We start from the raw sequence: 24,553 nt of genomic DNA, 5'->3' as shown, positions 1-24,553 counted from the left end.
AGGACGACGCCCATGTCCGCACAGCCTCTTCTCCTCCAGCCGGAGCCGACCGGCTCGGCCCAGCCGGCCCCAGCGGATCGGCCGGCGCCCGTACGCCCTCTGTTACCGGGGTTCGTCACGCTGGCGGAGTTAGCCGAGTCCGCGGCTCCGACGCAGTCCTGGGCCGTACTGGGCGTGCAGGCGCTGGGCTTCACCGATTACGCGCTGACCAGGATGATCGGGAGGTTCTGCGGGACCGGCGTCCTGGTCCGGCTGAGCGGCGGACGCGGGCACGTCCTGGCGCCCGCCGGGGATCGGCAGCAGGCCCTGCGGCTGGCCCGCCGCATGCGCGCCGAGCTCGGCGACGCGGTGTGGATCTCGGTGACCTGGCGGCCGTTCCAGGAACTGGCGGGCGGCGTACGCGAGGCCGAGGACGTCCTACGGATCGTGTGCGCGCTCGGGCGGCGGCCCGGCGTACACCAACTCGACGACGTAGCAGTGGAGTTCGCGGTGGTGAGCAACCCGGAGGTGTCCCGGCGGCTGACCGCGCTCATCGAACCCGTTGTCAGCCGACCCGAGTTGCTGCGCACCCTGGAGGCGCTGATCGCCGCCGACGGCAACCGCGCCCGGGCCGCCGCCGACCTCGTCATCCACCGCAGCACCATCGACTACCGGCTGGGCCGCATCGAGGCGCTGACCGGCCACTCGCCGGTCCGGGTCCGCGGCCTCCAGACCCTGTGCACGGCCCTCGCCGCCCACACCCTCGCCCGCCCGCGGAGTGCGTCGGCATCCGACAGGTGACGCACACCCGTCGCCGAACGTTCCGCGCCCCCACCGCGTCACAGAAGGGACCGACACCGAAGGGGGCCCCATGCATGCCGTGCGTGCCGTACGAACTGTCACCACCGCCGCACCAACCCGCCACCGTTCCCTGCATGTTGCCGTTCTGGCGGTTCTGCTGACGGGAGCAGCGGCCGCATGCGGGACCGAGGCCGGCGAGCGGGCGGGGAGCACGGCCCGCTGGGCGGAGCCGTCCTCGTACAGCTACACGTTGGAGTCGAGTGAGGGGGAGCGGGCGCTGATCGGGAGGTTCCGGGTGACCGTGCGCGACGGCGAGGTCGCGGAGGCGGTGGGGCTGGACGAGAGCGGTGAGCGGGTGGTGCAGCGGTCGCTCGGCGACGTGCCCACGATCGGCGGGCTGCTGGAGGAGTGGAAGCGGGCCCGCGCGGAGGGTGCCGACACGGCGGAGGTGGAGTTCGCGGACGACGGGCACCCGGTACGGATCTCGCTGGACCGGGAGGAGAACGCGCTCGACGACGAGGCGCTGTACGTGATCAGCGACTACGAGCCGGCGGCACCCTGACCACACCCTTGAGGCATTCGCACTTCACTCACGTCTACTTGTTGCTCGGTGACTTGCCCGGGGACTCACTCGCCGCCGTCCCGAACCCGGCGCCCAGATCCTGGATCGTCCCGCCGAGCTTCTTCCGCAGCGGCTCCAGCACCTTCGGCTTGCCACTGACGGCCCAGCGCGGCCCGACGAGGTACTTGCCGCCGTAGATGGACGCGGTCTCCAGCCAGGTCAGCTTGTACTTCTCCTCGGGGAAGGTGGTGATGAGGTAGTCGGCCTCGGGCGTGTGGCACACGCCCTCACGCAACTCGTCCGCCTCAGTACGGATCTTCACCTTGCAGCCGGTGAGGTCCGCGATCACCTCGACCTTCGCCGGGGCCACCACGGCGGCCGCCTGGGCGTCCGGCAGCTTCGAGGGCTTCGACGCCTTGTCACCCGTCCCCGCGTCGTCCCCACCACTGCAGCCCGCGGCCAGCGGCAGGACCACCAGTCCCACCACGGCCGTGACCCCGCGCACCAGCCGTTGCTTCCTCAGCACGTCCCGTCTCCGTGTCGTTCGTGCATCACTTGTCCGTCAGATGTCAGAACTCCCTCCCGGAAGATACGTACGGGAGCGGGGAGTTGCTCACTCCCCGCTCGTCTCCTTACAGCTCGTCGGCTCTCTACAGCTTGTCGCCTCTCTAGAGGTTGTCGCCCCAGCCGCTCTGCAGCATCGTCTGGAACGCCCACGTCCCGCCCCGCCTGACGAGGATGTCGGCGTACCGGAGCTGCTGGGTGTGCCCGGCCATGGTCATGGTCGAGTCCGTGAAGACCACGGCCATGACGGGGGACAGGAACACGGGCGTGCGCGTGGACTCGAACGTGATGTCCTCGCCGCCCTCCCCCATGACCTGCGTCATCACGGCGACGAACCGCTCACGGTCCCACTGCGCCGAACGGCCGTCACCCGCCGCGTCGTCGCTCACCAGGTTGAGCGGGAACACGGCCATGTCGGCCATGCGTTCGACGTCGCGCTTCGCGCTCGCCGCGTCGTACTCCGCGAACCATGCGTCCAGGCTCGCGCGGTCCTCGTCGGTGGGGGCGTATCCGGTCTCGGGCAGCTGGATCACGTAGCCTTCCCTTCCATTCATCAAGTTTGACTAGTGAGACAACAGTACGCGATCCGGCTCACGGACGCATGAGGCCCTGGTGGTCCCGTACGTCGTCGTACAGGACCACCAGGGCCTCTGATGAGATGCGCCGGGCCTGACTCAGCAGGCCCGGCTCAGCAGCCGGACTCAGCCGCGGCTGCCCGCCGCCCGGCGCCGGGACACCACGAAGATGCCGCCGCCTGCCGCGAGGAGGGCGGCCGCACCGATGGCGATCGGGACGGTGTTGCCGCCGCCGGTCTCCGCGAGGTCACCGTCGGGGGTCGGGGTGGACGAGCCGTTCGGAGTGGGCTGGGCCGGAGTCGTCGACGCCTCCGCGGGCGGGGTCGAGGTCTCAGTCCGCGGCTCCTCCGGCTTCCCCGGTTCCTCCGACTCCGGCGGCGTCTCCTCACCCGGGCTGGAGGGGGTCGGGGTGGGGGCCGAGGAGGTCGGCGGAGGGTTCTCGGCGGGCGGTGGGTTCTCGCTGGTCGTGCAGTCCTTCGTACCGCCGTTCCAGGCCGCGATCAGCTTGTCCTTGATGACCGGACGGTCCGGGCCCTTGGGCAGCTCACCGTGCTCGAAGCCGTCGTTCGCGTCCGGCTTGCCGTCGAACTTCACCGCGCCGCGGTACAGGTCGATCTGCGCGTAGCAGCCCGCGTCGGGCACCGCGATGTCGAGCGAGTCGGTCCGGCCGGACTTGACCGTGACCGTGTCGAAGTCGATGAAGACCTGCTCGCCCGAGGTCGCGAACGTAGGACCGTGGGCCTGGTACGAGGCCAGCGAGGCCGTGCAGGTGGTGGCGTCACCGGCGGTGCGGACCTTGATGTGGACCTTGCCGTCGTCGGTGGGCCTGAGGTTCTGGTCGTCGACCTTGACCGAGTCGTAGAAGTTCGCACCGTCGAGGGAGAACTGGCAGCGATCGGCCTCGGTCACCGTGCCCGCGCCCTTGCCGGGCGTGTACGTCTTCGTGCCCCAGCCGTCGCCGCCGGGCGTTCCGGTCGCCCAGGCGGCGCCGGTCGTGACGGCGGTGAGGGCAAGCGCGGCAGCGCCTGTCCCCAGCAGGCGGCACACACACGTCACGGTGACACGTCTCGCTGTGACTCCTCCCCGTCCTGAAGGACGGGGCTTCTCGCTATGCCGGGTTGGCGTGGCGACGGACCAGCCCGGCCCGTAATACGTTGGTGGCTCCGACTGTGTCGGCGTGAGCGGTGTGGCCGCAGGCGACGCAGTGGAACTTTTCCTGGGTAGGCCGGTTCTCCCTGGCGGTGTGCCCGCATTCGGGGCAGGTGCGGGAGGTGTTGCGGGGGTCCACGGCGATCACTTCTCGTCCGGCGCTTTCAGCCTTGGCGTGCAGGATCGTCAGGAACACCCCCCAACCGGCATCGTTGATCGAAGTGTTGAGCCCGGCCTTCGCGGCGGCCCCGTTGGGCAGGAACGCGCCCGGCTGGTCGGGGTCGGGCTTCGGTGCGGGGGCCTTGCTCATATTGCGGATCTTGAGGTCCTCGTGCGCGATGACATCGTGCGCGCGGACCAGGCCGAGGGCGGTCTTGTGTGCGTGGTCGAGGCGCTGGCGCCGCACCTTGCCGTGCAGCTGGGCAACCTTGTCCACGGCCCGCTGGTGGTTGGCGGTGCGGTCCTTGGCCTTGCGGCGCGGGAACCGGGACAGGGCCTGCTGCGCGGCTTCGAGTTTCGCGGCGGCCTTACGCCCGTGGCGCGGGTTGGGGACGAAATCGCCGTTCGAGTCGGCGAGGAAGTTCGCGATGCCCAGGTCGATCCCGACCACGCTGCCGGTCTCGGGCAGCGGCTCCGGCTGTTCCTGTTCGGCGGTCAGTACGACGAACCACCGACGGCCCTCACGCTTCACCGAGACGGTCTTGACCTTGCCGAGCACCGGCCGGTGCTGGTTGACCTTCACATGACCGACGCCCTGGAGGCGGACGCGGGTGGTCGGGTCGCGCGGGGCGGAGTTCCACCGGCAGCCGTCCCCGTCCTTCGGGAAGTCCACCGTGTCGAACCAGTTCACCCCACGAAAACGCGGATAGCCGGGCGTGTCACCGGACTTGACCCGACGGAAGAACGCGGCGAACGCTTTGTCGAGACGGCGCAAGGTGGCCTGCTGCGAGCTGAAGGACCAGCGGCCCTGACGCTCCGGGTCGAACGCCCGGATGTCCTTGAGCTGCGCCGACTGGTCGCCGTACTTGACACTGGTCTTCGACGGGTGCCGGTAGGCGTCACGCCGCTCCTGCAAGGCCCCGTTATAGAGGGAGCAGTGATCCCGCAGCATCTCGGACAGTGCCTGCGCCTGACGAACGGTGGGCCGCAGGAGGAACTTGTATGCACGGATCACCCAGCCCACCCCCTCCGGTCGAGTTCGCCCGATACTACTACACTTGGTGCATGTCACCACGCTGGGAACCAGATCCCGATATCAGACGGGGAAACCACGTTATCCACAATCTCCACGCACATTTGGTGTTTGTCACGAAGTTCCGGCGGGAGATCTTCAACGACGACATGCTGACGCGCTGCGAGGAGATCATGCGGGACGTGTGCCAGTCCTTCGAGGCCGAGCTGCGGGAGTTCAATGGTGAAGGCGATCACGTCCACCTGCTCGTGCATTACCCGCCGAAAACCGCCCTGTCCAAGCTCGTCAACAGCCTTAAGGGCGTCAGCTCCCGCTACCTGCGAGCGGAGTACACCGGCCGGATCAACCGGATCGGCACGGAATCCGCCTTCTGGTCCCCTTCGTATTTCGCGGGATCCTGCGGCGGCGCACCGCTGAGCATCGTCAAGGACTACATCGAGAGCCAGAAGCGGCCGGCCTGACCGTCACCTCGCAGACACAGAGAACTCCGGCGCTCCGCGCCTGCGGGCCGAGGATCGCATTCCCGCCCGGCCTGAAGGCCGGGATTCCCTGCGAAGAGCAAGGGATGGACATGCAGACCCCATCTTGAAAACTTGAAAAGAGGCGAACCCCAGGCCACGGCCACCGCTGATCAGCGGGAGGGCGCGGGCACGCGGCGGTGGATGGGGCCGAGGCGCGCGACCGGCCCAGCAGCCGGTGGAGATCGTGACGCCGTAGGGGTGACCCGGGGTCAATTGAGCCGGTGGCCGAGTTGACAAGGCTCCTGCGCCCACTCAGCCTATGCTTATGACATCCATTTTCAATAGCGCTCCAGGGGTCCAAGGCCCCAAGGGGGTGCCCAGCCATGCGCGTGGCCTTCGTCGGTAAGGGCGGTAGCGGCAAGACGACCCTGTCCGCCCTGTTCTCGCGGCATCTGGCCGACTCCGGTGTGCCGGTCGTCGCGATCGACGGTGACATCAACCAGCACCTGGCGTACGCGCTGGGGCTCGACGAGGACGAGGAGTTCGGTGCGCCGCCGCTGAGCGCGCGGACCGGGGAGATCAAGGACTTCCTGCGCGGGACCAATCCGAGGATCGGGTCCCGGGACGCCATGGTGAAGACCACGCCACCTGGGCGCGGATCGCGGTTGCTGCGGCTGCTCGGGGACGACGAGATCCACGGCCGTCACGTGCGGCGCGTGGCCGGCGTGCCGGTCATGGTGACCGGGGCCTTCGACGAGAGCGACCTCGGTGTGGCCTGCTATCACTCCAAGCTCGGTGCCGTCGAGCTGTACCTCAACCACCTCGTGGACGGGGCCGGGGAGTACGTCGTCGTCGACATGACCGCGGGCGCCGACGCCTTCGCCTCCGGGCTGTTCACCCGGTTCGACATGACCTTCCTGGTGGTCGAGCCGACCCGGAAGAGCGTCTCCGTCTACCGCCAGTACCGCGACCACGCCGCCGAGTTCGGGATCCCGATCGCCGTCGTGGCCAACAAGGTCACCGGCGAGGACGACCTGCTGTTCCTGAAGGAGCACGTCGGCGACGACCTGCTGGCACACTGCGTCCAGTCCGGCTTCGTCCGCGCCCGGGAACAAGGGCGCGAGGAGGGGGAGCTGGAAGCGCACAACACCGAGACGCTGCGTCGCCTCCGTACGGCCGTCGACTCCCGTACGAAGGACTGGGCCGCCTTCCAGCGACACGCCGTCGAGTTCCACCTCCGCAACGCCTCCGCCTGGGCCGACGAGGCCACCGGCCAGAACCTCGCCACCCAGGTCGACCCCGACTTCCGGCACGGTCCCGAGGCGCTCGCGGCCTCCGTCTGAACCGCCACCGACACAACCCGATTTCTCGCCGAAGCCGAGAACGGCGACGTCCGGGAGGAGGACTTCGCCTACGGCCTGATCGCGGGTCTCGTGACCGAACTGCGCGCCGGAAGCGCGGAGTTCGCCGACAACCAAACCCCGCCGCCGCCCGAGGGGGAGCGCGGTCAGCTGCTGCGGGCGCTGTCCAGCGACGCGATCAGGGGCAGTCTGGAACGCCACTTCGGTGTCGCCGGAGTTCCGCGACTGCTGAGCGGGCCGGATACGCCGTATCCGTATCCGTATCCGTATCCGTGTCTGTACCTGTATCTGTATCCGTGCGATCGCCCCCGCCCGCCCCGAACCCCCACCTGGAACGCACTGACCGGTCACAAGAGTGCTGTCCGGCGATCACACAAGGTGAATAATGGGACCGGAGGGCGTCTCAGAGCAGAGAGGGTCGCCGTGGGGACCGACAGGGACAGTGGTGTCACCCGACAGCGGTTCGACGTGGCCGATGCCGCGCCGCTGCTGCTCGATGTGCATGGGACGGTGACGTGCTGGACCCGGGACGCCCAACGCCTGCTCGGATATCCGGCCGCCGAGGTGGTGGGCCGGAGCGTCGCCGAGCTCCTGGTCCCCGAGGACGCGGCCCGGCTGGCCCCCCTGGCCGAGGCCCACAGCGGCACGGGCGGCTGGTCCGGCGTCCTCACCGCCCGTCACCGCAACGGCGCACGGGTCCGGCTCATGGTGCGGGCCGTGCCGATGCGGGGGAACGCCCCGGCGGGGGACAGCCCAGCAGAGAATGCCCCAGCAGGGAATGCCCCGGCGGGGAACGCCCGGACAGGTACCGCCCGGACAGGGACCACTCCGGCAGGGCTCGTACCGGACCGCGGCCGTGCCGCCCACTGGATTCTGCTGCTCTCCGACATGGCCGACGCGCCCGGGTGGGACATGAGCCGGTTCGTGCTGGAGCGCATGGTCGTGCAGTCGCCCGTCGGCATAGCGATGGTGGACACCGACCTGCGGTTCGTGTGGTCGAACACCGCGCTGGAGACGTTCGGCGGCGGCCCCGCGCACCAGCGGATCGGGCTCCGGCTCGCCGACGTACAGCCCGGCCTGGACGCCCAGCGCATAGAGGCCGTGATGCGGCAGGTGCTGAGGACCGGCGAGACCGTCGTCGACTACGAGCACGTGGGCCGGTTCCGCTCGGCCCCGCACCGCGAGACGGCGCACGTGCTGACGTTCACCCGGCTCGACGACGACCAGGGCAACCCGCTCGGCGTCTACTACACGGTCGTCGACGTCTCCGAACGCCACCGCGCCCGGCAGCGGCTCGCCCTCCTCGACCGCGCCGGAGAGCAGATCGGCCGCACCCTCGACGTGGCGCGCACCGCGCAGGAACTCGCCGACGTGGCCGTGCCCGAGCTCGCCGACTTCGTCGCCGTCGACCTGCTGGAGTCCGTCCTGAAGGGGGCCGACCCCGGGCCCGTGCGCGGTGCCGACGCGGTGCCGCTGCGGCGCGCCGGCCAGCAGTCGGTGAACGCGGGGGTACCGGAGACCGTCGTCGGGATCGGCGGCCTGGCCGCGTACCTGCCCGGCACGCCCCCGGTGCTCACCCTGACCGGCGGCACGTCCTGGTACCGGGCGCGGCTCGACCCGCTGGCCAAGGAGTGGTCGGACACCCTGCCCGGCGGCCGCGAGGCCACCTTCCTGGACCTCGGGCTGCACACCGTGATGATCGTGCCGATCCGGGCGCGGGGCATCACGCTCGGCATCACCACGTTCTTCCGCGGCGAGGGCCGCATGGACCCCTTCGACGAGGTCGACCTGGGCCTCGCCGAGGAGCTGGTCTCCCGCGCCGCCGTGTGTGTCGACAACGCCCGGCGCTACACGCGCGAACGCAGCGCCGCCCTGGTTCTGCAGCGCAGCCTCCTCCCCCGGCGTCTGCCCGAGCAGGACGCGGTGGAGGTGGCCGCGTGCTACCGCCCCGCCGACGAGCTCACCGGCCTGGGCGGCGACTGGTACGACGTCATTCCGCTCTCCGGCGCCCGCGTCGCCCTCGTCGTCGGCGAGGTCCCGGGGCACGGCATCGACGGCGCCGCCGCCATGGGCCGCCTGCGCACCGCCGTACGCACCCTCGCCGACCTCGACCTGCCGCCCGAAGAGGTGGTCGCCCACCTCGACGACCTCGTCGCCAAGTCCGCCCGGCAGGAGGGCGACGACCCGGGCGCGGGCAGCGGGCACACGGTCGGGGCGCGTTGTCTGTACGTGGTGCACGACCCCGTGTCGGGCGAGTGCGTGATGGCCTCGGCCGGCCTCCCGGCACCGGCGCTGATCACGCCGGACGGCACGGTGACGTTCGCGGACGACCTCCCGATCGGGCCGGCCCTGGGCGTCGACGGTCCCCCCTTCGAGTCCCTCACGCTGGCCCTGCCGCCGGGCACCCTGATCGCCCTCCACACGGACGGTCTGCTCGCCGAGGCCAGCCCCGACATGCTGTGCCGCGCGCTGGCGGGATCGGCGACGGCGGGGGGCCGCCCACCGACGGGCGCGGGACGTACGGAGGAGCGGCGTACGGATGGGCGACGCAGGGAGAGGGGACGGGCAGAGCTGGTGCGCGTCGTTGCGAACCCCCCGCCCGATGTCGCCCCGGCCTCCCTCGACCGGCGGGCGCAGACCGTGGTCGACGCGCTGGTGCCCGAGCGCCCGTACGACGACGTGGTGCTGCTGCTGGCCCGCACCCGGCAGCTGAACGCGGACCGGGTGGCGTCCTGGGACCTGCCGGCCGACCCCGCGCTGGTCGCCCAGGCCCGCAGAACCACGATCCGGCAGCTCGACGCGTGGGGCCTGGAGGAGCTGGCGTTCACCACCGAGCTGGTCGTCAGCGAACTGGTCACCAACGCCATACGTCACGCCACCGGCGCCATCCGACTGCGCCTCATCCTCGAACGCACCCTGATCTGCGAGGTCTTCGACGGCGGCGCCACCGCTCCCCACCTGCGCCACCCGCGCGCCACCGACGAGGGCGGGCGCGGGCTGTTCCTCATCTCCCAGTTCACCCAACGCTGGGGGACCCGGTTCCTGCCGGAGGGCAAGGTGATCTGGGCGGAACAGTCACTGACCGGCCCGCCGGGCTGAACGGTCCCGGAGCCCGTACAGCTCCGCCCACTCGTGGGCGCCGAGAGCACGGGGCAGGGCGGCGGGGGCGATCCGGTTCTGCCGCAGCCAGTGCCGGACCTCGCGGCGGGGGAGTTCCGGGGCGGCGGTGGCGAGGATCCGGTCGAGGCCGTGGCCGCGGCCCGTGAACACACGGTGCACGAAGTCCTGGTAGTGCCGCTGGTCCCGGACCGGTACGAGAGGCCGTGCCCGGCGAGCCATGGTCATCAGTCCGCCGTCGACACCGGGGCGCGGACGGAACGCCGAGGCGGGCACCCGGGACACGAGCCGGAACTCGAACCACGGCCACCACTGCGCCGTCATCATGGTCGCCCCGCCCACACCGGCGCGCCGCCGTGCCACCTCCCACTGCACGAGCAGCACGGCCTCCGTCCAGCCGGGGGCCCGCAGGATGCGGCGCAGCATCGCCGTGGTCTGGTGGAACGGCAGGTTGCCGACCAGGACGTGCGGCGTCGCCGGGACGTGGAAGTCCAGGAAGTCGCCGTGGACGATCTCGGTCGCCGGGCCGGTACGTCGGGCCAGCCGCGCGGCACGCCGGCCGTCGATCTCGACACCGGTCAGCGGCCGTCCGAGCCGCTGCAACGGCAGGGTCAGCGCGCCGTCACCCGCGCCGATCTCGATGAGGGGAGCGTCACTGCTGGACGCGAGGCCGGCGACCGTATCGATGATGAGCTCGATGACGGTCGGGTCGACGAGGAAGTTCTGGCCGAGCTCGTGTCGGCCGGGTCGGTGGGTGCGCACAGGATCTCCGCGGCTTCGAGGGGAAGCCGGGCAGCGCGGAACGGCCGCCCGGCGAGGTCTCTCGGGAGCGGCGGATCACTTCGCGTATCGGTTCGGCGAGGTGGAGCGGCGTCGCCAGGGGCGCGGCCGCTCAGGCCGAAAGTCGCGGAAGGCCCACCGCTAGAAGCGGCGGTTCCTGATCAACACTGCGATACCCCACATGCCGTCTGCACACATGGCGGCCACGCTACATCCCGTCAGATGACCGGGGGCAACTGGTTTTACGGGGCCCGCGTCCGGAGGGCACGACGCACGAAACGGTGACCGAGCGCTGAACGGATACGATGCGCGTTCTGCCGGTCGCGTCCGGCAGCCGCGTTCCGTCGTACGTACTCCCCGGGAGAGTGTCCTTTGACCGTAGCGATCCACCCGACGTCCGAGAGCGAAGAGCGCGACGAGAACGAGGGGTACTGGGTCGAACCGACCGCCGAGGCCGCGCTGGGCGCCGAGGCCGCACCGGACGCTGAGACCGCTCCGGGCGCCGAGGCCGCACCGGATGCCGAGACCGCTCCGGATGTCCGTGTGCACGAGCTCGTGGCGCGGGACGCCCGGGAGTTCGGGGTGTACGCGCGGACCGGTGGCTGGACGTTCGCGTTGAAGGTGGCGCGGAGTGTGCGGCCCGGTGGGCAGGTGGCGGGGGAGACACCGAAGGTGTCGGCGAAGGAGTTCGCCGAGCTGGCCGGGTGCTCGCCGGAGCGGGTCATGCGCTACTACAAGGCCTGGGACATGGCGGCCGACGACGGGCTCGTGCCGCAGTTCGAGGCGCTCAGCCCCGGCGACGACATCGAACTGCCGGAAGCGGACGTCTGGCTGTCGTACTACAGCTCCCGCAACAGCGCCACCTCCGTACGCGGTACCGCGATCACGGCGGCCGCCGAGGCCGAGGGCATCCGGCCCACCAAGGCGCTGGAGGTCGCGGAGAACCCCACCGCGCTGCGTGCCGCGATCCTCGCCGACCCCTCCACCGCCCAGGCGGCCCGCGCCGCGCTCCTCGACCGGCTGCGGGAGGACCCGTCGCTCCAGGCCGAGCTGGCACGTGACGTCGTCCGGACGGAGGAGCTGAAGAAGGCGGTCGCCACCGAGAACCGGGCCGCCGACCGCATCGGGTACGTCCGCCAGATCGTGGACAGCGGGCAGGTGAAGACCCCGGCGGGACAGACGATCGACGCCCCCGCCGGCCTCCGCGCCGAGGCCGAGCGCCACCTCTCCCTCCTCGACGAGCTGGACGAGGACGAGGACACCGGCGAGTGGGCGACCGAAGCGTACGACAACGTGAAGTCCCTCGTCGTCCAGACCGTCGAGGCGGACCCGGAGCTCCGCGTCCAGGAACGCCGTACGAAGTTCTACAGCAGCCTCCAGCGGGCCACGAAGGTCTTCGAGGAGCTGACGCTGGACGACGCCACCGACCTCGACGACATCTACGAGGCCGACATGCTCGACCAGCTGGAGTCCCTCCAGCAGGCCCTCACGGTCTGCATCGAGAACCTGCGCCGGGCGACGACGCCGGCGGGCTGAGCCCTCAGGTCCTGCTCCTACTGGCCCTACTGGCCGCCCTCGTCCACTTCGCCCGTCTCGCCGTCCTCGTACGCCGGGTTTGCCTCGTACGCCGGTTCCTCCTGGCGCTCCTGCTGCCCCTCCTCGGCGGGCCGCTCGGAGGGACGGGCGGAGGGACGGGCGGAACGCGGTGGCTTGCCCGCCAGGGTGTCCCGGAGGCGCTCGGCGGCGAGTTGGGCGGCGTGCCGGGTGATGTCGGCCTCGATGCCGTAGAGGCCGCCGTGCGTGAGGAGGGCGGCACCGTCGCCGACGCGCAGGGCGGCGACGTCCAGCGTCAGCTCGCCCCGCTCTCCGTCGACCTCGCCCCCGACGGTCATGCGGAGCGCCTCGCGGGCGTCGCCGACGCCGGGGAGCCGGACGGGGGCCACCCGGACGTCGTACTTCTCTCCCGAGGCCCCGGTCGAGGTGAACTCCCGGCACTGCCCGGCAAGTCGGCCCAGGTGCCCGAGCTTCGCGTCGACGTCCTGCTTCCGGTACGCGCCCACCTGGTAGCGCACCTGAGCGCCGTACTCGGTGTCGTCGAAGCCCTCGACCGCCGTCGCGCCGCTCGGCTCGCCCAGCAGGTCCTCGGCGTACACGGCGTCGAGCAGTTCCTGGCACTCGGGGCGGTCCGCCCTGCCCTTGAGCAGCCCGTCCCGCCAGGTGGCCGCGCCGGCCGTCGGGGCCCAGGCGCCACCGAGGTCGCCCTCGCCGATGAGGGCGCTCCTGAGCCGGGCGGCGGAGAGGGTGGAGGCGGCCGGCGCCGAGGGTGCGGCGGCGGCGGAGGTCTTCCCGCTCCCCGGTGCGGCGGCCGGATGGCCGACCCATCTCTCCTGCCACAGCCAGGCCGCCGCCACCACGAACACCCCGGCGACGAACACCAGGACGGGCAGTCGATACGGATGTCGCATGGCGCCGGCCTCCCGGGAACATGACGTTTCGTCCCAGGCCAACACCGTCGGGGAGCGCCCACCAGCGCAGGGGGTCGTCCGGGTGAGCGGGTCCCCACGGGTGGCGTACGCACGTCAGGGTCTCAGGGGCCCGGAGTGCTCAGGCACGGTCGAACCTCGTCGTGGTCCGTGGCGGCTCGGGGCGCCGGCTGCACCACCCGCACCACCCGCACCACTTGCACCACTTGCACCACTTGCACCACCCTGCTGCACCAACTGCACCACCTGCACCACCTGCCCGGAGGCGCCGTGTGCCTACCCGCGGCCCGCGTCTCGAAGCCCGGAGGGCTCCGTGTTCACCGTCGCCGAAGGCGTCGCTGTCTCGGCCGGGAACTGTGTCCGTGCCTCAGTCTCCGTCGGTGCCTCATCCGCTGTCGGCGTCGCAACCAGCGAAGGCGCTGTCGAAGGCCGGGCCGACGGCGAGGCCTGATCGGGTGTCGACGCGGCCCCCGTCACCTCCACCACCGATCCCTCCACCAGCCGCTCGTACACCCACCGCGCGTCGCCGCTCCGCAGGCTGATCCAGCCGGGCGCCCCGGGGTAGTCGCCCGGCGCCTTCTCGTCGTACGCCCTGGCGCCGATGAACACCGTGCTCCCGTCCGGCGCCCTGAGCGAAATCACCCAAGCGATCTTCACGGCGTCGGCGAGGCCGTCGGCGACGCCGATGTCCTCGCCGGGTGCCAGTGTGGCGGACTTCTTGCCGGTGACCGTCATACGGCCCGTGGGCGTGGGCGCGTCCTTCGAGCCCGCGGAGACGGGGAGTTCCCGGCCGTCGATGACGAGCACATGGCGGGACAGGTCCACCGTCGCGTCGGCGGGCGCCGGTGTCGCGGGCGTGCCGGCGGGGCTGGCGGCCGGGGCGGGACGGTCATCTGTGCCGCCGCCGGTGAGGTTCACCGTCAGCAGCGCGGCCAGGGCGGCCGCGACGGTTCCCCCGGCGGCGACCGCGGTGGTACGGCGGCGGCGTCGACGGCGTACGGCGATACGGCGGACCTCGGCGCCCGGGACGGTCGGCGGCGCCTCGGCGCTCTTGGCCAACTGCCGTAGCCCGCGGGCGAGATCATCGGACACGATGGTCCTCCCTCTCCCCCTCGCCGGTGGCCAGTTCCCGCGCCAGCGCCGCCCGGCCACGGGACAGACGGGCCTTGACCGTCCCCACGGGGGCACCGGTCTCGGAGGCTACCTGCTCGACACTGAGGTCGCACAGATGGTGCAGAACGAGCGCCATGCGCTGGGCATCGGGCAGTTTGCGCAACGCGGCGACCAGGACGGCCCGTTCGGGGTCGGGGCCGGGCGTGTGCTGGGGCGGTGGCGTACGGCGGACCAGTTCCAGCCAGCGTCTCGCCCGCCGCCAGCGGCTCACCGCGAGCCGCATCGCGACGGTCCGGATCCACGCCTCGGGCGCCTCGTCGACGAGGAAGTCCCGCCGCCGGTCCCAGGCGCGGACGAACGCCTCCTGAACCACGTCCTGCGCCTCGCCGTGGTCCCCCGTGAACGCGTAGAGCTGCCCGGTCAGCCGGGGGAACGCGCTGGCGTAGAACGCGTCGAACTCTTCCTCGGTCATGCCCCTCGCCGCGCGTGTGCCTGAGTTCTCTCCGAGTCCCCAGAAGTTCTTTCGAGTTCCCCGGATTCCCGTGCAACCCGGTGGCCCCCGTGGTGCGTACAGGTCCCGTACGTCGGTCTTCGTACGGCGCCTCCATCGAAACACACCACAGGGTGCTGGACGACCGAGAACAGTTCCTGACCATCGATCACTTGGAGTTGTCCGTTCATGGCCCGGAGAGACCGGAGAGAGAAGTACGTCACGGCCGCCGCGCTCCTCGCCGTGCTGACCGGGACGTACTCCGTGTCGTATGCCGTCGAGCAGGGGAGAGCGGCGTACGGCATCGAGGTGTACTCCGTCGAGGCGCCCCCGCTTGAACCGAAAGCCGACGAGGCCCCTGTAACCGGCGAGATCGGCGAAGCCACTCGTCGTCCGGCCCGGTGAGCCCGCACCCCTGGTTCCTGGTTCGTTTTCGGTCCGTCACAGAGGAGGCTGTGCGGGCGCCGGTCCCAGGGTCGTCGTCCCGGGGGCCGTACGGTGCCCGAGTCCCGTCCGGTACGCGTCCAGCGCCGCCTCCACCCTGCCGGTACGGCGCAGCAGGTCCCCGAGGAGCCGGCACAGGTCGGCCAGGTCGCCCGCCGCGCCCGCGCGCTCCAGCAGGCTCAGCGCCCGTACGTAGTGTTCCTCCGCCGTCTCGGAGTCCCGCGCGTCCTCCGCGATGATGCCGAGCAGACGGTGCGCGGCCGCGGAGTGGACGGCGCCGCGCTCCGGGGACAGGTGCCCGAGGACGTCGCGGAGCAGCGCGGCGGCCTCCTCCGACTTGCCGAGCCGGTGCAGGACGTCGGCCAGCTCCACCGTCACCTGACTGCTGTAGAGCGCGGCCTTACGACCGGTGTGCATGGTCAGCGCCTCGCGCAACTCGCCCTCCGCACGCTCCAGTTCACCGTTCTGGGCGTACAGGTAGCCGCGCATCCAGTGGCAGTTGGCGAGTTCGGTACGGATCTGGAGCTGGCGGTAGAGCTCGGCGGCCTTGGCCAGGGAGGCGTCGGCCTCGGCGACGCGCCCCTCGGCGATCAGGGTGCGCGCGACCTGGCGGTGCATACGGGCCACCAGCGCCGGGTCCGCGACCTGGGGGGCGAGCGCCAGGGCCAGCTCGGCCGCCTTGGCCGCGCGCGCGTGCGCGCCCATGTCCATGTAGGGGGCGATGGCGCTCGCGTAGAGCAGGAGCAGCGCGTCGGGGTCGTGCAGTCCGCCGCGGTTCAGCTCGTCGAGGGTGGACTCCAGCAGGTAGCAGGCGTAACGGAGTTCACCGGCGAGGTAGTGGGCGACCGCCCGGCCGCGCAGGGCGGTCGCCCGTGCGGTCAGCGGTGCGTCGTGCAGGACCTTCTCCGCCCGCTCGAAGTACTGCCGGGCCGCGGTCAGGTCGCCGGTGTCCAGGCCGCAGTCACCGAGCCCCAGCAGAGCGGTGGCCTGTTCGGCGGCGAGTCCGTGCGCCTCGGCCTCCGCGAGGAGCGCCGCGTACTGCTCCGCCGCCACCGTGGCCTCGCCGGTCGCGAGCGTGCGCTGCGCGTCGGTCAGCCGGAGCCGCAGGTCGACGGCGAGGTGGGCGGGGCGCCCGGTCGCCAGTTCCTCGTACGCGACGCCGAGCCGCTGCGCGATGTGTTTGAGCGCGTCGTCGGAGGCGCGCACCCGCCCGGCCTCCACGGTGGAGATGTAGGCGGGCGTGTAGGCCTGATCGGCCAGCTGTTTCTGCGTCAGTCCGCGTTCCGTACGCAGGTGCTGCACTCTGCGCCCGATGGTCTCGGGATCGTCGCGGTCGGCCGTGGCTGCCATGGCGTAAGCATGCCAGTAATCGCACTTGTGCTCGTGCTTATCGTCAACTACCCGACATGCTCTTGCTGTTGAGGCTTCAACCCCCTACGTTAAGCAGCGCCTTAAACCCGCTTAATGCGCTGCTGACCACACCGCTGCGAGGTTGCCGTGCTCCGACACCTGCTCACCCGCCATGCCCGACCACTCGCCGCCGCGCTGCTCGCGATGACGGCCCTGATCACCGCGGCGAACGCGACACGGCCTACGTGACTCCCGTAATGACGGCCGCACTGGACCGACAACCCACGCGGGGAATCCGGAGACGTTCACTCGAACAAGTGTGCTGTTACGTTTACGCACCCGACGGGGGAGCCGGGACCCCCACCTGCCCTCACGGCGTCGCCGCCGGTCCGTCCGGTCGGCCCTGCCGCTCCTGGACGTGAACCTCCCGGACGTCAGCGGCTTCGACGTCTGCCGGAACTTACGCCGGCGGGGCGTCACCGTCCCCGTGCTCTTCCTCACCGGAGTGGGCCGGGTCGACGACCGGGTGCGCGGCCTGGACCTGGGCGGCGACGACTTCCTCACCAAGCCGTTCGAGCTGAAGGAGGAACCCGGCCGGGTACTGAGCCGCACACAGATCCTGCGGCGCGTCTGGAACCACCGCAACGACGGCTCCGGGGCGGTCGACACGTACATCTACCACCTGCGCCGCAAGCTGGGCACCGGACAGTCGCTCATCCGTACGGTGCGGAGCGTGGGATACCGGCTGTGCGCGGATTGAACGACGTACACCCGGTGGTCCTCACATCGCGCGTGCAGTGGTCCTCACATCGGTCCGCTATCCCGGCACGTGCTGGGCCGGCCTCGGTTCCTGCGGGTTCTGTCGGAGTTCCTCCAGGTGCCGCTGGACGTGCTGGAGCGCGCCCTCGCGGCGGCCCGGCACCCGGTGGCGCAACTCGGCGAGCGCGGGCCCCAGTTCACGGGCCCGCGCCACGTCGTCGACCCGTCCCCACTGGTGGTGGGCCCGGTCCACGGCGGTCTCGACGGCGGGCGCGTCCGGGGCGTGACCCGCGGACAGCCGGGCGGTGGCGACCGCCATCCACGTACGGCAGCTGCGCGCGGCGTCCCCCGCGAACATCGCCAGGTCGGCCCGCACCTCCGTCCAGTGCAGCGCCTGCTCGGACGCGGGGCCGTGGGCGCGCAGGGCGTCCTGCTCGTGCCGTGCGGCGAGCGCGTCGGCCTCGTCGTGACGCTCGGCCTGGACGGCGGCGGTGATGGCCGCGTGGGGGTCGCGGGGGTCGGGGACCGCGCCCGGCCCGGCGGTCGCGCGCGTCTCGGTGGTGGTCCCGGTCTGTCCGGGCGGCGTACGGGGAGGCGGCGGTGCCGACCGGTACGTGGCGCCGGGGGCGGAGCCGCCGGGAACAGGGCCTCCGGGAACGGGGCCGCCCGGAACAGAGCCTCCGGGAACGGGGCCGCCCAGAATAGAGCCGCCCGGAACAGGGCCTCCGACTCCGGGCGCGGGTTCCCACGACAGCACGACATCGCCGTACGCGCCCTGTCCGTCACTCGCGATCCGGGACAGCGCCTGGTGGTGGAGCTGGGGCAGCGGGGGCCGCTGACCGCTGCGCAGGATCGTCGCGATCGCCCTCATGTACGACGGCTGCGCCACCGCACGCCGCGGTGGGGGCGGGGCGACGCGACCGTGGACGGTGACGCCGGGGCCCACGTCGAGGGAGAGGGTGCGCAGGTGCTGCCAGGTCTCCGCGTCGGCGTGGAGGTCGGCGATGAGGGCGGTCGAGCCCGGTGGGCGCAGGCGGAGCTCCTCGCGGAGCCAGTGCCAGGGGAACGCGGTGTAGCGGACGGTCGCCGGGGTGGTGCGGGCGAGCGCCAGATGGGGCAGGTGCTGGCGGCGGTCGAGTTGGAGCTGGCCGGTGAGGAAGACGGTGAGCGGGCCGGGTGCGCCGGCGGCGGCGCGGAGCCGGGTCAGTACGGCCTGGGGCTCCAGCGGGTCGGCCAGTTCGACGACGTTGGCCGTGTCCGTGCCGGCCAGTACGGGTGGGGCGACGGCGGCGAGTATCGGCAGCACGGAGGCCGCGTCCACCAGGCACGCCTTGCCTGCGGGCGAGGCGGCGAGCAGCAGGACGGTTCCGGGCATCGGTTCCTCCCCCATCGATCACGTACAGCAGCACCGTAACCGGTGCGGCTGCAAAGGGGCGACGCCGTGGGCTTTCCGGGGTTCCTCCGCCCCCGGGACAAACCCTCACGCCCGCCCGCGCCGCCGCACAGCGAAGATCGTCGTGTCGTCCTCCAGACGTCCCCCGCAGTACTCCAGCGTCCCGTCCCGGACGAGCCGGACCAGACGGCCCGGATCCTTCGCGAGGCCGGGCGCGACGAGGAGCACACGGGCGAGCCGCTCCTGCAGCGGGAAGAACTCCCCGTTCGCGCCCCGTGCCTCGGTCACTCCGTCCGTCACCAGCAACAGCGTCTCGTCGGGCGCGAGCAGCATCGTCCGCACCGGCGGCAGCGACGCGTCCACCAAATCGCCCAGCCCCAGCGGAAGTCCGTCCCCCGGCGGCAGGGCACGCACACCGCCGGGAGCGACCAGCAGCGGCGGTTCGTGGCCGAAGTTGACGACCTCCACCAGCCCGCGGTCCCGCTCGGCCGTGGGGAAGCCCACGAGCACAGCCGTGGCGAACCGGTCCCCGTCCTCCCGCCCGACCGCCGCGCAGTACCCCACGTGGCGCTTCATCCGCACCTCCAGCCGCTCGGCCACCGCACTCAGCCGGGCCTCGTGGTACGCCGCCTCACGGAACGTCCCCAGCAGCGCGGCCGCCGCCTCCACCGCCCCGAGTCCCTTGCCCTGGACGTCACCGAGCAGCACGCGGGTGCCGTGCAGGCCGGGCTGTATGTCGTAGAAGTCGCCGCCGACGCGGGCCTCGGAGTCGGCGGAGAGGTAGACGGCCGCGTGGTCCAGGCCGCCCCAGCCCGGCGGCAGCGGGCGCAGCAGGGTGCGGACGGTGGTCTCGACGACGTTCCGCATGTGCAGCATGCGCCGCTCGCCGCGGACGCGCACCGAGCAGGCCAGGACCGACAGCAGCCCGCCGACGACGACGAGGATGAAGTCGGCCAGCCCGGTCCGGATCTGGCCCGGCAGGACGTTGAAGAGGACGTAGGCGACGACCGCCAGCACCGCGAACACGGCCGTCGTCCACACCCGGCACACGGCCGCCGAGATGCCCGGCGCGAGCACGACCCACGAGATGACCCGGAAGTCGCCCGCGGTCAACAGATCCAGCACCGGAACGGCGACCAGCAGCGCCAGCGGCGGCACCCAGGCGATGCTGCGCCCGCGCAGGCGCAGCGGCCCCTGCTGTTCGGCAGGATCCGGTTCGGGTCCCAGCCGCGGCAGCCTGTCGAGGCGGTCGAGCAGTGACCGCCTCGCCCGGTGCCGGGGCCGCTGTCGGCCCCGCGCCGCCGCGTACCGCCTCATGGGGCCCAGCGAAACACGGTGTCACAGAACCCGCATCCCGACTTGCCAGGCGACCACCCGGGGTGTGCGCTGGAAGGCGGGCGGAGGAGAGACAGCGCAGGAGAGAGGAGCGCTCCCATGGCTCATCCGACACCGGTGCCGAAGACACCCGGAAGGTCCGAAGTGATCTGGGTCCCGCACGCGCCGGACCTCCCCGACGTCCTCAGCGAGCGCACCCACACAGTGATCCGCCGGACACTGACCGTGGCAGGGGGGCTGGTCTACGGCTACTGGACCGCGGCCATCAACCGCGCGGGCGGCCCGATCACGGGCTGGAACATCCTCCTGGGCTTCGTGAGCGCCGTCGCGTTCATGGCGGCCCTCACCGGTGTCCGCGCGCTGGCCCCCCGGCTGCGGCGCGAGCTGCACGCCACGACGTGGGCCGTCTTCGCCGGCATCGCCTTCGGCTTCATCTACAGCCAGAGCGGCGCGAGCATCCTGCGCTGCTGCCTCATGTCCCTGCCGGTCGCGGGGGCCGTGGGCGCGCTGACCTTCTACCGGTACTACACGCACGAGGACGCGGAGGGTCACCGGAACAGGTGACGACGGGCGGGAGCGGGCCGCGCCCGGGCGGCGGGGCCCGCTCCCGGTGCGCACCGTCCGGCAACCGGCCCGGCCCGCATCCCCCGTCCGCTCTCCCACTCCCCGTCCGCTTTCTCACTCCCCGTCCGCTCTCCCGGCCCGTCCTCCCCGTACGGCTTGTCGTATGCGCCCATATGCAGTCATCAGCGCTCCGCCCGCTCGCGCGCGGTGGCTGAGGGGCCTTGCCTGAGAGGGTGCCTCGACGTGTCCGGAGCGCCCTGTCGGCCCTGCTGATCGCGCTCGCCTCCCTGCTCGCGCCGCTCGGCGTGCTGGCGGCGTGGGCGACGTACGAGCTCGCGGACGCGGCACGGTACGAGGCGGCGACGGCACCGCTGGCCGCCGACCCGCACGTACGGAACGCGATCGCGGACGCCGTCACGGCCGGGATCATGCGGGAGGTCCACGTGGGGCCGCCGCTGAAGGCGCCGGTGCGGGCGTTCACGCGCGACGCCGTGCGGTCCTTCACGCAGACCGCCGCGTACCGCGCGGCGTGGACCGCGGCGAACCGGGCCGCGCACGACACGGTGCTGCGGGCGGTGCGCGAGGACGGTACGGCGCCCGTGACGCTCGACGTGGCGCCCGTCACCGAGCGGGTGAAGGAACGGCTCGCACACGACCGCGTGCCGTTCGCGCACCGCATCCCGGTCGAGCACACCGAGGTCGTCCTGCTGTCGTCCGAGGACCTGGACCGGCTCCGGAAGGGATACCGCGTGCTCGAACTCACCGCGTTCTGGCTGCCGTCGCTCACCCTGGCACTGGCCGTGGCCGGCGTCCTCGTGTCCGCCTGCCGCCGCGGCGCGGTGTTCGCGACGGGGCTCGGTACGGCGCTGGGCGGTGCCCTGCTGGGGATCGCCGTGGCCGTGGGCCGCCATATGACGCTCACCGACCTGCCGCCCGACGTGTCTCGCGAGGCGGCGGCCGCCGTCTACGACGCCCTGACGGCCACCCTGCGCACGGTGACGTGGCTGCTGGTGGTGCTGGGTGTGTCGGTGGCCCTGGCGGCCTGGGTCACGGGCTACCACAGCCACCACCGGCACCCCCGCCAGAACCCCGCCGACACCCGTCCCACAGGACCAGTCACAGCCACAGCCACAGACCTGACCCCACCGCCCCACCGCCCCACCGACAGCCGCCGGCAGTCCCGCGGTAATTCCATGGCGCCACGGCGCCCGCCGGACTACGGTCGCCCCTCATGCCCACCCAGCCCACGCCCACCCAGCCCACGACTGCCCGGCCCACGACCACCCTGTGGCGCCCGACCGGCCCGGAGGAGCTCGCGCTCGTGGAGGCCTCCGGCTGGACGGCCTGGCCTCCCCGGCTGCCCGAGCAACCGATCTTCTACCCGGTCCTCAACGAGGACTACGCCGTGCGCATCGCCCGCGACTGGAACGTGCCCGCCTCCGGCTCCGGTTACGTGACCCGCTTCGAGATCGACGCGGAGTTCGTCTCCCGGTACCCGGTCCGGCAGGCCGGCGGCCGGACCATCCTGGAGCTCTGGGTCCCGGCGGAGGAGCTGGCGGAGTTCAACGCGCACATCGTGGGCCGCATCGAGGTCGTACGGGAGTTCCACGCCGTGTCGCGGTCCTGACCTGCGCGGTCACCCATCGCGTTCGGCACCCTCGCAACCGTCCGCCCGGCGCCCCCGTCTATGAGGGAGGATTCGGGCACCCTTTCGGGCACCCGGCGAGCAGGTGGAGGCCAGGACTTGGACACGGTGGCGGCCGAGCGCACGGTGAGGGAGGACGAGCGGGCGTCCGGGCGCAGGCCGGGCGCCTGGTTCGCGGGGCTGCTGCTCGCCGGGGTCAGCGTGGTCCTCGGGTGCCGGGTGGCCGACAGTGACGGCGTCACCCCGGTGCCCCAGGTGCTCGCCTTCCTGTCGTGGCTGCTCGCCCCCACCGCGCTCGCCCTGTTCCTCGCCCTGCGCTCCCGCTGGCGGACCGGCCTGGTGTGGGGCGTCGTCGTGCTCGGCGGCCTCGCCTGGTTCATCGAGCCGTACGGGAAGACGGACGACCCGGGCGGGCCGCCGCTCGCCGAGGTCCGGGTCCTGACGTCGAACGTGCAGTTCGGGCGCGGGACCGACGCGCTCGTCGGTGCCGTCCGCCGCCACGACCCGGACCTCGTGTTCGTCCAGGAGTGCGAGCAGACCTGCTCGGCCGCCCTCAGGGACGCCTTCGAGGGGGACGGCTACCCGTACCGGCAGGCCGTCGAGGGCTACGGCTCGGACGGGTCCGTCATCCTCAGCCGCTTTCCGCTCACCGAGGCCGGCGCCGTCCCCGGCACCATGGGCATGCCCGGTGCCACCGCCGATGTGCGGGGCCACCGGGTACGGCTCCAGCTCGCGCACCCCATGCCGCCGCTGCCGGGCCGGCTGGACACCTGGCGGAGTGAGCTGGGCCGCCTGCGCGCGTACGCCGAGGCCGACAGGTCCACGCCCACGATCGTCGCCGGGGACTTCAACGCCTCCCAGGACCACGCCGCCTTCCGCCGCATCCTCGACGCGGGCCTGCGTGACGGCGCCCGGCTCGCCGGGGAGGACCGTACGCCCAGCTGGCCCGCCCGGACGGCGCCGACGTTCGGCGCGCAGATCGACCACGTCCTGGTGTCCCGGGACTTCGCCGCACAGCGCGCCCGCTTCCTCGGCGTCGACGGCACCGACCACCGTGCCCTGCTCGTGGACCTCACGCTGCACCGGCGGAGCTGACCCGCGGCAAGTCGTCGGCACCGGCTCGCCGTCTGCCTCGGCATCGACACGGCGTTCCTGGCCGACGGTCAACCCCTCACCCCTGGCGAATCGTTACGTCACGCCCGCAGGGGTGATGCGGCACGTACGCACGGCCGACGAGGGCAATGATCCAGCTTGTCAGCCTTCCTACCGAAAAAGGAATGTTCATGAAGCGTACGAAGCGTACGGCTGCCGTCCTGCTCGGAACCCTCGCCGCCCTGGGCGCCCTGGCCACGCCCGCCGGCGCGGTCCCGGACCCCGTGGCGACCATCAACTGCGTTCTCCAGACCCCCGGTGACGTGACCGCCATGGTCGACCCCGCCGCCCCGGCCGTGCCCACCGAGCTCCCGGGGGTGACCTGCCTGACGCCATGAGCCGGACGACCGGCGGATGAGTGCGGGCCGCCCTGTGCAGGAGGGCGGCCCGCACCCGTGGGGGGGGGTGGCGGCTGATCGGGCCCGGTCGGCGGGCCGAGCAGGTGGGCCCTGCTAGCGGGCCTTGCCGAGCGCCTTGTCCAGGGCCGCGGCGAAGCCGTTGGCCCACAGCTGGTTCACACGGGCCCGCTCGGCGGCGTTCGGGTTGGAGTTCGTGCAGGACGTGCCGGGACCGCCGCCCGACATCAGCTCGCTGCACGGGCCGGAGTAGTTGTCCGGCAGACCGAGCACGTGCCCGGTCTCGTGGGCGGTCACGCGCGTGGAGTCGTACTGCTGGTTCTGCGCGTAGTCGAGGAAGATGTAGCCGCTGCCGTGGCCGTTCGTGGAGGCGTAGGAGCCCCGCGGGTCGTTGCCCTCCCGGTAGCTGAAGTCGGCGCTCGACGCCGAGCCCGACTGGAGTTTCACGTTCGCCACCGCGCCGTTCCAGATCTGGGTGCTGCGGGATATCTGGCTCGCGAACGTCGGCGCGCGGGAGGCGTCGTAGACGACGGTGACGGCGGCGGCCCCCGGGGCGGCGGCACGCTTCTCGGCGACCGACCGGATCACCGCCTCGAAGAACGCCTCGTTGGCCTTGGCCTCTTCCGACGAACCCTCGTACGCCACATACGACTCGGGGGCCGGCGCGGCGGGTGCGGCGGACGCGGGTACCGCCGTGCTCAGGCCGGCGCCCGCGAGAGCGAGGGCGATCGCCGCCATACGGGCGGACTTGGGCGTGCGCGTGCGCATACGCATCGATGACTCCTTGGGTGGGGGGTGAAGTCGTCATCGAGTCTGGGCGCCTGTGCGATGGCTGTGATGACGCCAACCGGCGATAGCACGCGACTATCGGTCATTCGCCCGTCGACCGTCCAACTCGCCTGTTTTGCATGGGGTTTGTGCGTCTGGT

25 protein-coding genes and 1 pseudogene are annotated in these 24,553 nt (G+C 72.0%); 13 read left to right on the top strand and 13 right to left on the bottom strand.

Annotated features, from left to right (window positions below; translation table 11 throughout):
- Nucleotides 1-12: 12 nt before the first annotated feature.
- Nucleotides 13-780, top strand: a complete 768-nt coding sequence (locus E0500_RS09595) for a CdaR family transcriptional regulator (protein ID WP_131572260.1) — start codon at nucleotides 13-15, stop codon at nucleotides 778-780.
- Nucleotides 781-850: 70 nt separating this feature from the next.
- Complete coding sequence (locus tag E0500_RS09590) at nucleotides 851-1,342, top strand: DUF6174 domain-containing protein (protein WP_131572259.1); 492 nt, start codon at nucleotides 851-853, stop codon at nucleotides 1,340-1,342.
- A 34-nt stretch (nucleotides 1,343-1,376) separates the two neighbouring features.
- Here E0500_RS09590 and E0500_RS09585 read toward each other — a convergent pair whose 3' ends face one another.
- The 4 genes from E0500_RS09585 to E0500_RS09570 all read right to left on the bottom strand — a co-directional run bounded on the left by E0500_RS09585 (nucleotide 1,377) and on the right by E0500_RS09570 (nucleotide 4,804).
- On the bottom strand, nucleotides 1,377-1,868 hold the full coding sequence (locus E0500_RS09585; RefSeq protein ID WP_309505005.1) for a hypothetical protein: 492 nt from the start codon (nucleotides 1,866-1,868) through the stop codon (nucleotides 1,377-1,379).
- Nucleotides 1,869-2,010: 142 nt separating this feature from the next.
- Nucleotides 2,011-2,439 (bottom strand): nuclear transport factor 2 family protein, encoded by a 429-nt coding sequence (locus tag E0500_RS09580; RefSeq protein WP_131572258.1) that lies wholly within the window; start codon nucleotides 2,437-2,439, stop codon nucleotides 2,011-2,013.
- A 168-nt stretch (nucleotides 2,440-2,607) separates the two neighbouring features.
- Nucleotides 2,608-3,519 (bottom strand): LAETG motif-containing sortase-dependent surface protein, encoded by a 912-nt coding sequence (locus E0500_RS09575; RefSeq protein WP_181587223.1) that lies wholly within the window; start codon nucleotides 3,517-3,519, stop codon nucleotides 2,608-2,610.
- Nucleotides 3,520-3,589: 70 nt separating this feature from the next.
- A complete protein-coding gene (locus E0500_RS09570; protein WP_131568431.1) occupies nucleotides 3,590-4,804 on the bottom strand; it encodes an RNA-guided endonuclease TnpB family protein in 1,215 nt (404 codons plus the stop codon).
- Between the two features lie 50 nt (nucleotides 4,805-4,854).
- Between E0500_RS09570 and tnpA the strand changes: the two genes are divergently transcribed.
- The 4 genes and pseudogenes from tnpA to E0500_RS09555 all read left to right on the top strand — a co-directional run bounded on the left by tnpA (nucleotide 4,855) and on the right by E0500_RS09555 (nucleotide 9,743).
- On the top strand, nucleotides 4,855-5,283 hold the full coding sequence (tnpA, locus tag E0500_RS09565; RefSeq protein WP_131568429.1) for an IS200/IS605 family transposase: 429 nt from the start codon (nucleotides 4,855-4,857) through the stop codon (nucleotides 5,281-5,283).
- A 383-nt stretch (nucleotides 5,284-5,666) separates the two neighbouring features.
- On the top strand, nucleotides 5,667-6,626 hold the full coding sequence (locus E0500_RS09560) for an adenylyl-sulfate kinase (protein ID WP_131568427.1): 960 nt from the start codon (nucleotides 5,667-5,669) through the stop codon (nucleotides 6,624-6,626).
- Between the two features lie 45 nt (nucleotides 6,627-6,671).
- Nucleotides 6,672-6,845: pseudogene (locus tag E0500_RS45370) on the top strand (hypothetical protein); the annotation flags it as partial.
- Nucleotides 6,846-7,067: 222 nt separating this feature from the next.
- The gene (locus E0500_RS09555) at nucleotides 7,068-9,743 is read left to right on the top strand and encodes a SpoIIE family protein phosphatase (RefSeq protein WP_131568425.1); all 2,676 of its coding nucleotides are present in this window, start codon (nucleotides 7,068-7,070) and stop codon (nucleotides 9,741-9,743) included.
- On the opposite strand, the gene erm is transcribed toward E0500_RS09555, so the two are convergent.
- A complete protein-coding gene (gene erm, locus E0500_RS09550) occupies nucleotides 9,720-10,523 on the bottom strand; it encodes a 23S ribosomal RNA methyltransferase Erm (RefSeq protein ID WP_131568423.1) in 804 nt (267 codons plus the stop codon). The genes E0500_RS09555 and erm overlap by 24 nt on opposite strands.
- A 390-nt stretch (nucleotides 10,524-10,913) precedes the next feature.
- On the opposite strand from erm, the gene E0500_RS09545 reads away from it, so the two are divergent.
- Nucleotides 10,914-12,077: a hypothetical protein gene (locus tag E0500_RS09545; protein WP_131568421.1), complete on the top strand. Its 1,164-nt coding sequence runs from the start codon at nucleotides 10,914-10,916 to the stop codon at nucleotides 12,075-12,077.
- A gap of 26 nt (nucleotides 12,078-12,103) precedes the next feature.
- On the opposite strand, the gene E0500_RS09540 is transcribed toward E0500_RS09545, so the two are convergent.
- The 3 genes from E0500_RS09540 to E0500_RS09530 all read right to left on the bottom strand — a co-directional run bounded on the left by E0500_RS09540 (nucleotide 12,104) and on the right by E0500_RS09530 (nucleotide 14,609).
- Nucleotides 12,104-13,006, bottom strand: a complete 903-nt coding sequence (locus tag E0500_RS09540) for a hypothetical protein (RefSeq protein ID WP_131568419.1) — start codon at nucleotides 13,004-13,006, stop codon at nucleotides 12,104-12,106.
- 294 nt (nucleotides 13,007-13,300) lie between these two features.
- On the bottom strand, nucleotides 13,301-14,116 hold the full coding sequence (locus E0500_RS09535; RefSeq protein WP_181586927.1) for a L,D-transpeptidase: 816 nt from the start codon (nucleotides 14,114-14,116) through the stop codon (nucleotides 13,301-13,303).
- A complete protein-coding gene (locus tag E0500_RS09530) occupies nucleotides 14,106-14,609 on the bottom strand; it encodes a SigE family RNA polymerase sigma factor (protein WP_131568418.1) in 504 nt (167 codons plus the stop codon). Before E0500_RS09530 ends, E0500_RS09535 begins: the two co-directional genes overlap by 11 nt.
- A 207-nt stretch (nucleotides 14,610-14,816) precedes the next feature.
- Between E0500_RS09530 and E0500_RS09525 the strand changes: the two genes are divergently transcribed.
- Complete coding sequence (locus E0500_RS09525) at nucleotides 14,817-15,032, top strand: hypothetical protein (protein WP_131568416.1); 216 nt, start codon at nucleotides 14,817-14,819, stop codon at nucleotides 15,030-15,032.
- Nucleotides 15,033-15,068: 36 nt separating this feature from the next.
- Here E0500_RS09525 and E0500_RS09520 read toward each other — a convergent pair whose 3' ends face one another.
- Nucleotides 15,069-16,421, bottom strand: coding sequence for a helix-turn-helix transcriptional regulator (locus E0500_RS09520; protein WP_131568414.1), 1,353 nt, complete (start codon nucleotides 16,419-16,421; stop codon nucleotides 15,069-15,071).
- 418 nt (nucleotides 16,422-16,839) lie between these two features.
- On the opposite strand from E0500_RS09520, the gene E0500_RS09515 reads away from it, so the two are divergent.
- Complete coding sequence (locus E0500_RS09515) at nucleotides 16,840-17,181, top strand: response regulator transcription factor (RefSeq protein WP_309505004.1); 342 nt, start codon at nucleotides 16,840-16,842, stop codon at nucleotides 17,179-17,181.
- A 57-nt stretch (nucleotides 17,182-17,238) separates the two neighbouring features.
- Here the strand turns inward: E0500_RS09515 and E0500_RS09510 are convergent, their stop codons facing one another.
- Both E0500_RS09510 and E0500_RS09505 read right to left on the bottom strand, forming a co-directional pair.
- Entirely contained in the window at nucleotides 17,239-18,555 is a 1,317-nt protein-coding gene (locus E0500_RS09510) for a hypothetical protein (protein WP_131568410.1), read from the bottom strand.
- 105 nt (nucleotides 18,556-18,660) lie between these two features.
- A complete protein-coding gene (locus E0500_RS09505) occupies nucleotides 18,661-19,890 on the bottom strand; it encodes a PP2C family protein-serine/threonine phosphatase (RefSeq protein WP_131568408.1) in 1,230 nt (409 codons plus the stop codon).
- Between the two features lie 117 nt (nucleotides 19,891-20,007).
- Here E0500_RS09505 and E0500_RS09500 point away from each other — a divergent pair, with 117 nt between their 5' ends.
- Nucleotides 20,008-20,472 (top strand): hypothetical protein, encoded by a 465-nt coding sequence (locus E0500_RS09500; RefSeq protein ID WP_258572698.1) that lies wholly within the window; start codon nucleotides 20,008-20,010, stop codon nucleotides 20,470-20,472.
- 182 nt (nucleotides 20,473-20,654) lie between these two features.
- Here the strand turns inward: E0500_RS09500 and E0500_RS44905 are convergent, their stop codons facing one another.
- Nucleotides 20,655-21,383, bottom strand: coding sequence for a hypothetical protein (locus tag E0500_RS44905; protein ID WP_181586926.1), 729 nt, complete (start codon nucleotides 21,381-21,383; stop codon nucleotides 20,655-20,657).
- A gap of 320 nt (nucleotides 21,384-21,703) precedes the next feature.
- Between E0500_RS44905 and E0500_RS09490 the strand changes: the two genes are divergently transcribed.
- From E0500_RS09490 to E0500_RS09480, 3 genes are all read left to right on the top strand, one after another.
- A complete protein-coding gene (locus E0500_RS09490) occupies nucleotides 21,704-22,099 on the top strand; it encodes an ADP-ribosylation/crystallin J1 (protein WP_181586925.1) in 396 nt (131 codons plus the stop codon).
- A gap of 117 nt (nucleotides 22,100-22,216) precedes the next feature.
- Entirely contained in the window at nucleotides 22,217-23,212 is a 996-nt protein-coding gene (locus E0500_RS09485; RefSeq protein WP_258572695.1) for an endonuclease/exonuclease/phosphatase family protein, read from the top strand.
- 188 nt (nucleotides 23,213-23,400) lie between these two features.
- The gene (locus tag E0500_RS09480; protein ID WP_131571606.1) at nucleotides 23,401-23,607 is read left to right on the top strand and encodes a hypothetical protein; all 207 of its coding nucleotides are present in this window, start codon (nucleotides 23,401-23,403) and stop codon (nucleotides 23,605-23,607) included.
- Nucleotides 23,608-23,721: 114 nt separating this feature from the next.
- On the opposite strand, the gene snpA is transcribed toward E0500_RS09480, so the two are convergent.
- Entirely contained in the window at nucleotides 23,722-24,393 is a 672-nt protein-coding gene (snpA, locus tag E0500_RS09475; protein ID WP_131571612.1) for a snapalysin, read from the bottom strand.
- Between the last annotated feature and the right edge of the window lie 160 nt (nucleotides 24,394-24,553).

The sequence above is a fragment of the Streptomyces sp. KM273126 genome (assembly GCF_004337435.2).
Classification (GTDB): domain Bacteria; phylum Actinomycetota; class Actinomycetes; order Streptomycetales; family Streptomycetaceae; genus Streptomyces; species Streptomyces acidicola.
This window is presented reverse-complemented; position numbering and strand designations above follow the sequence as displayed.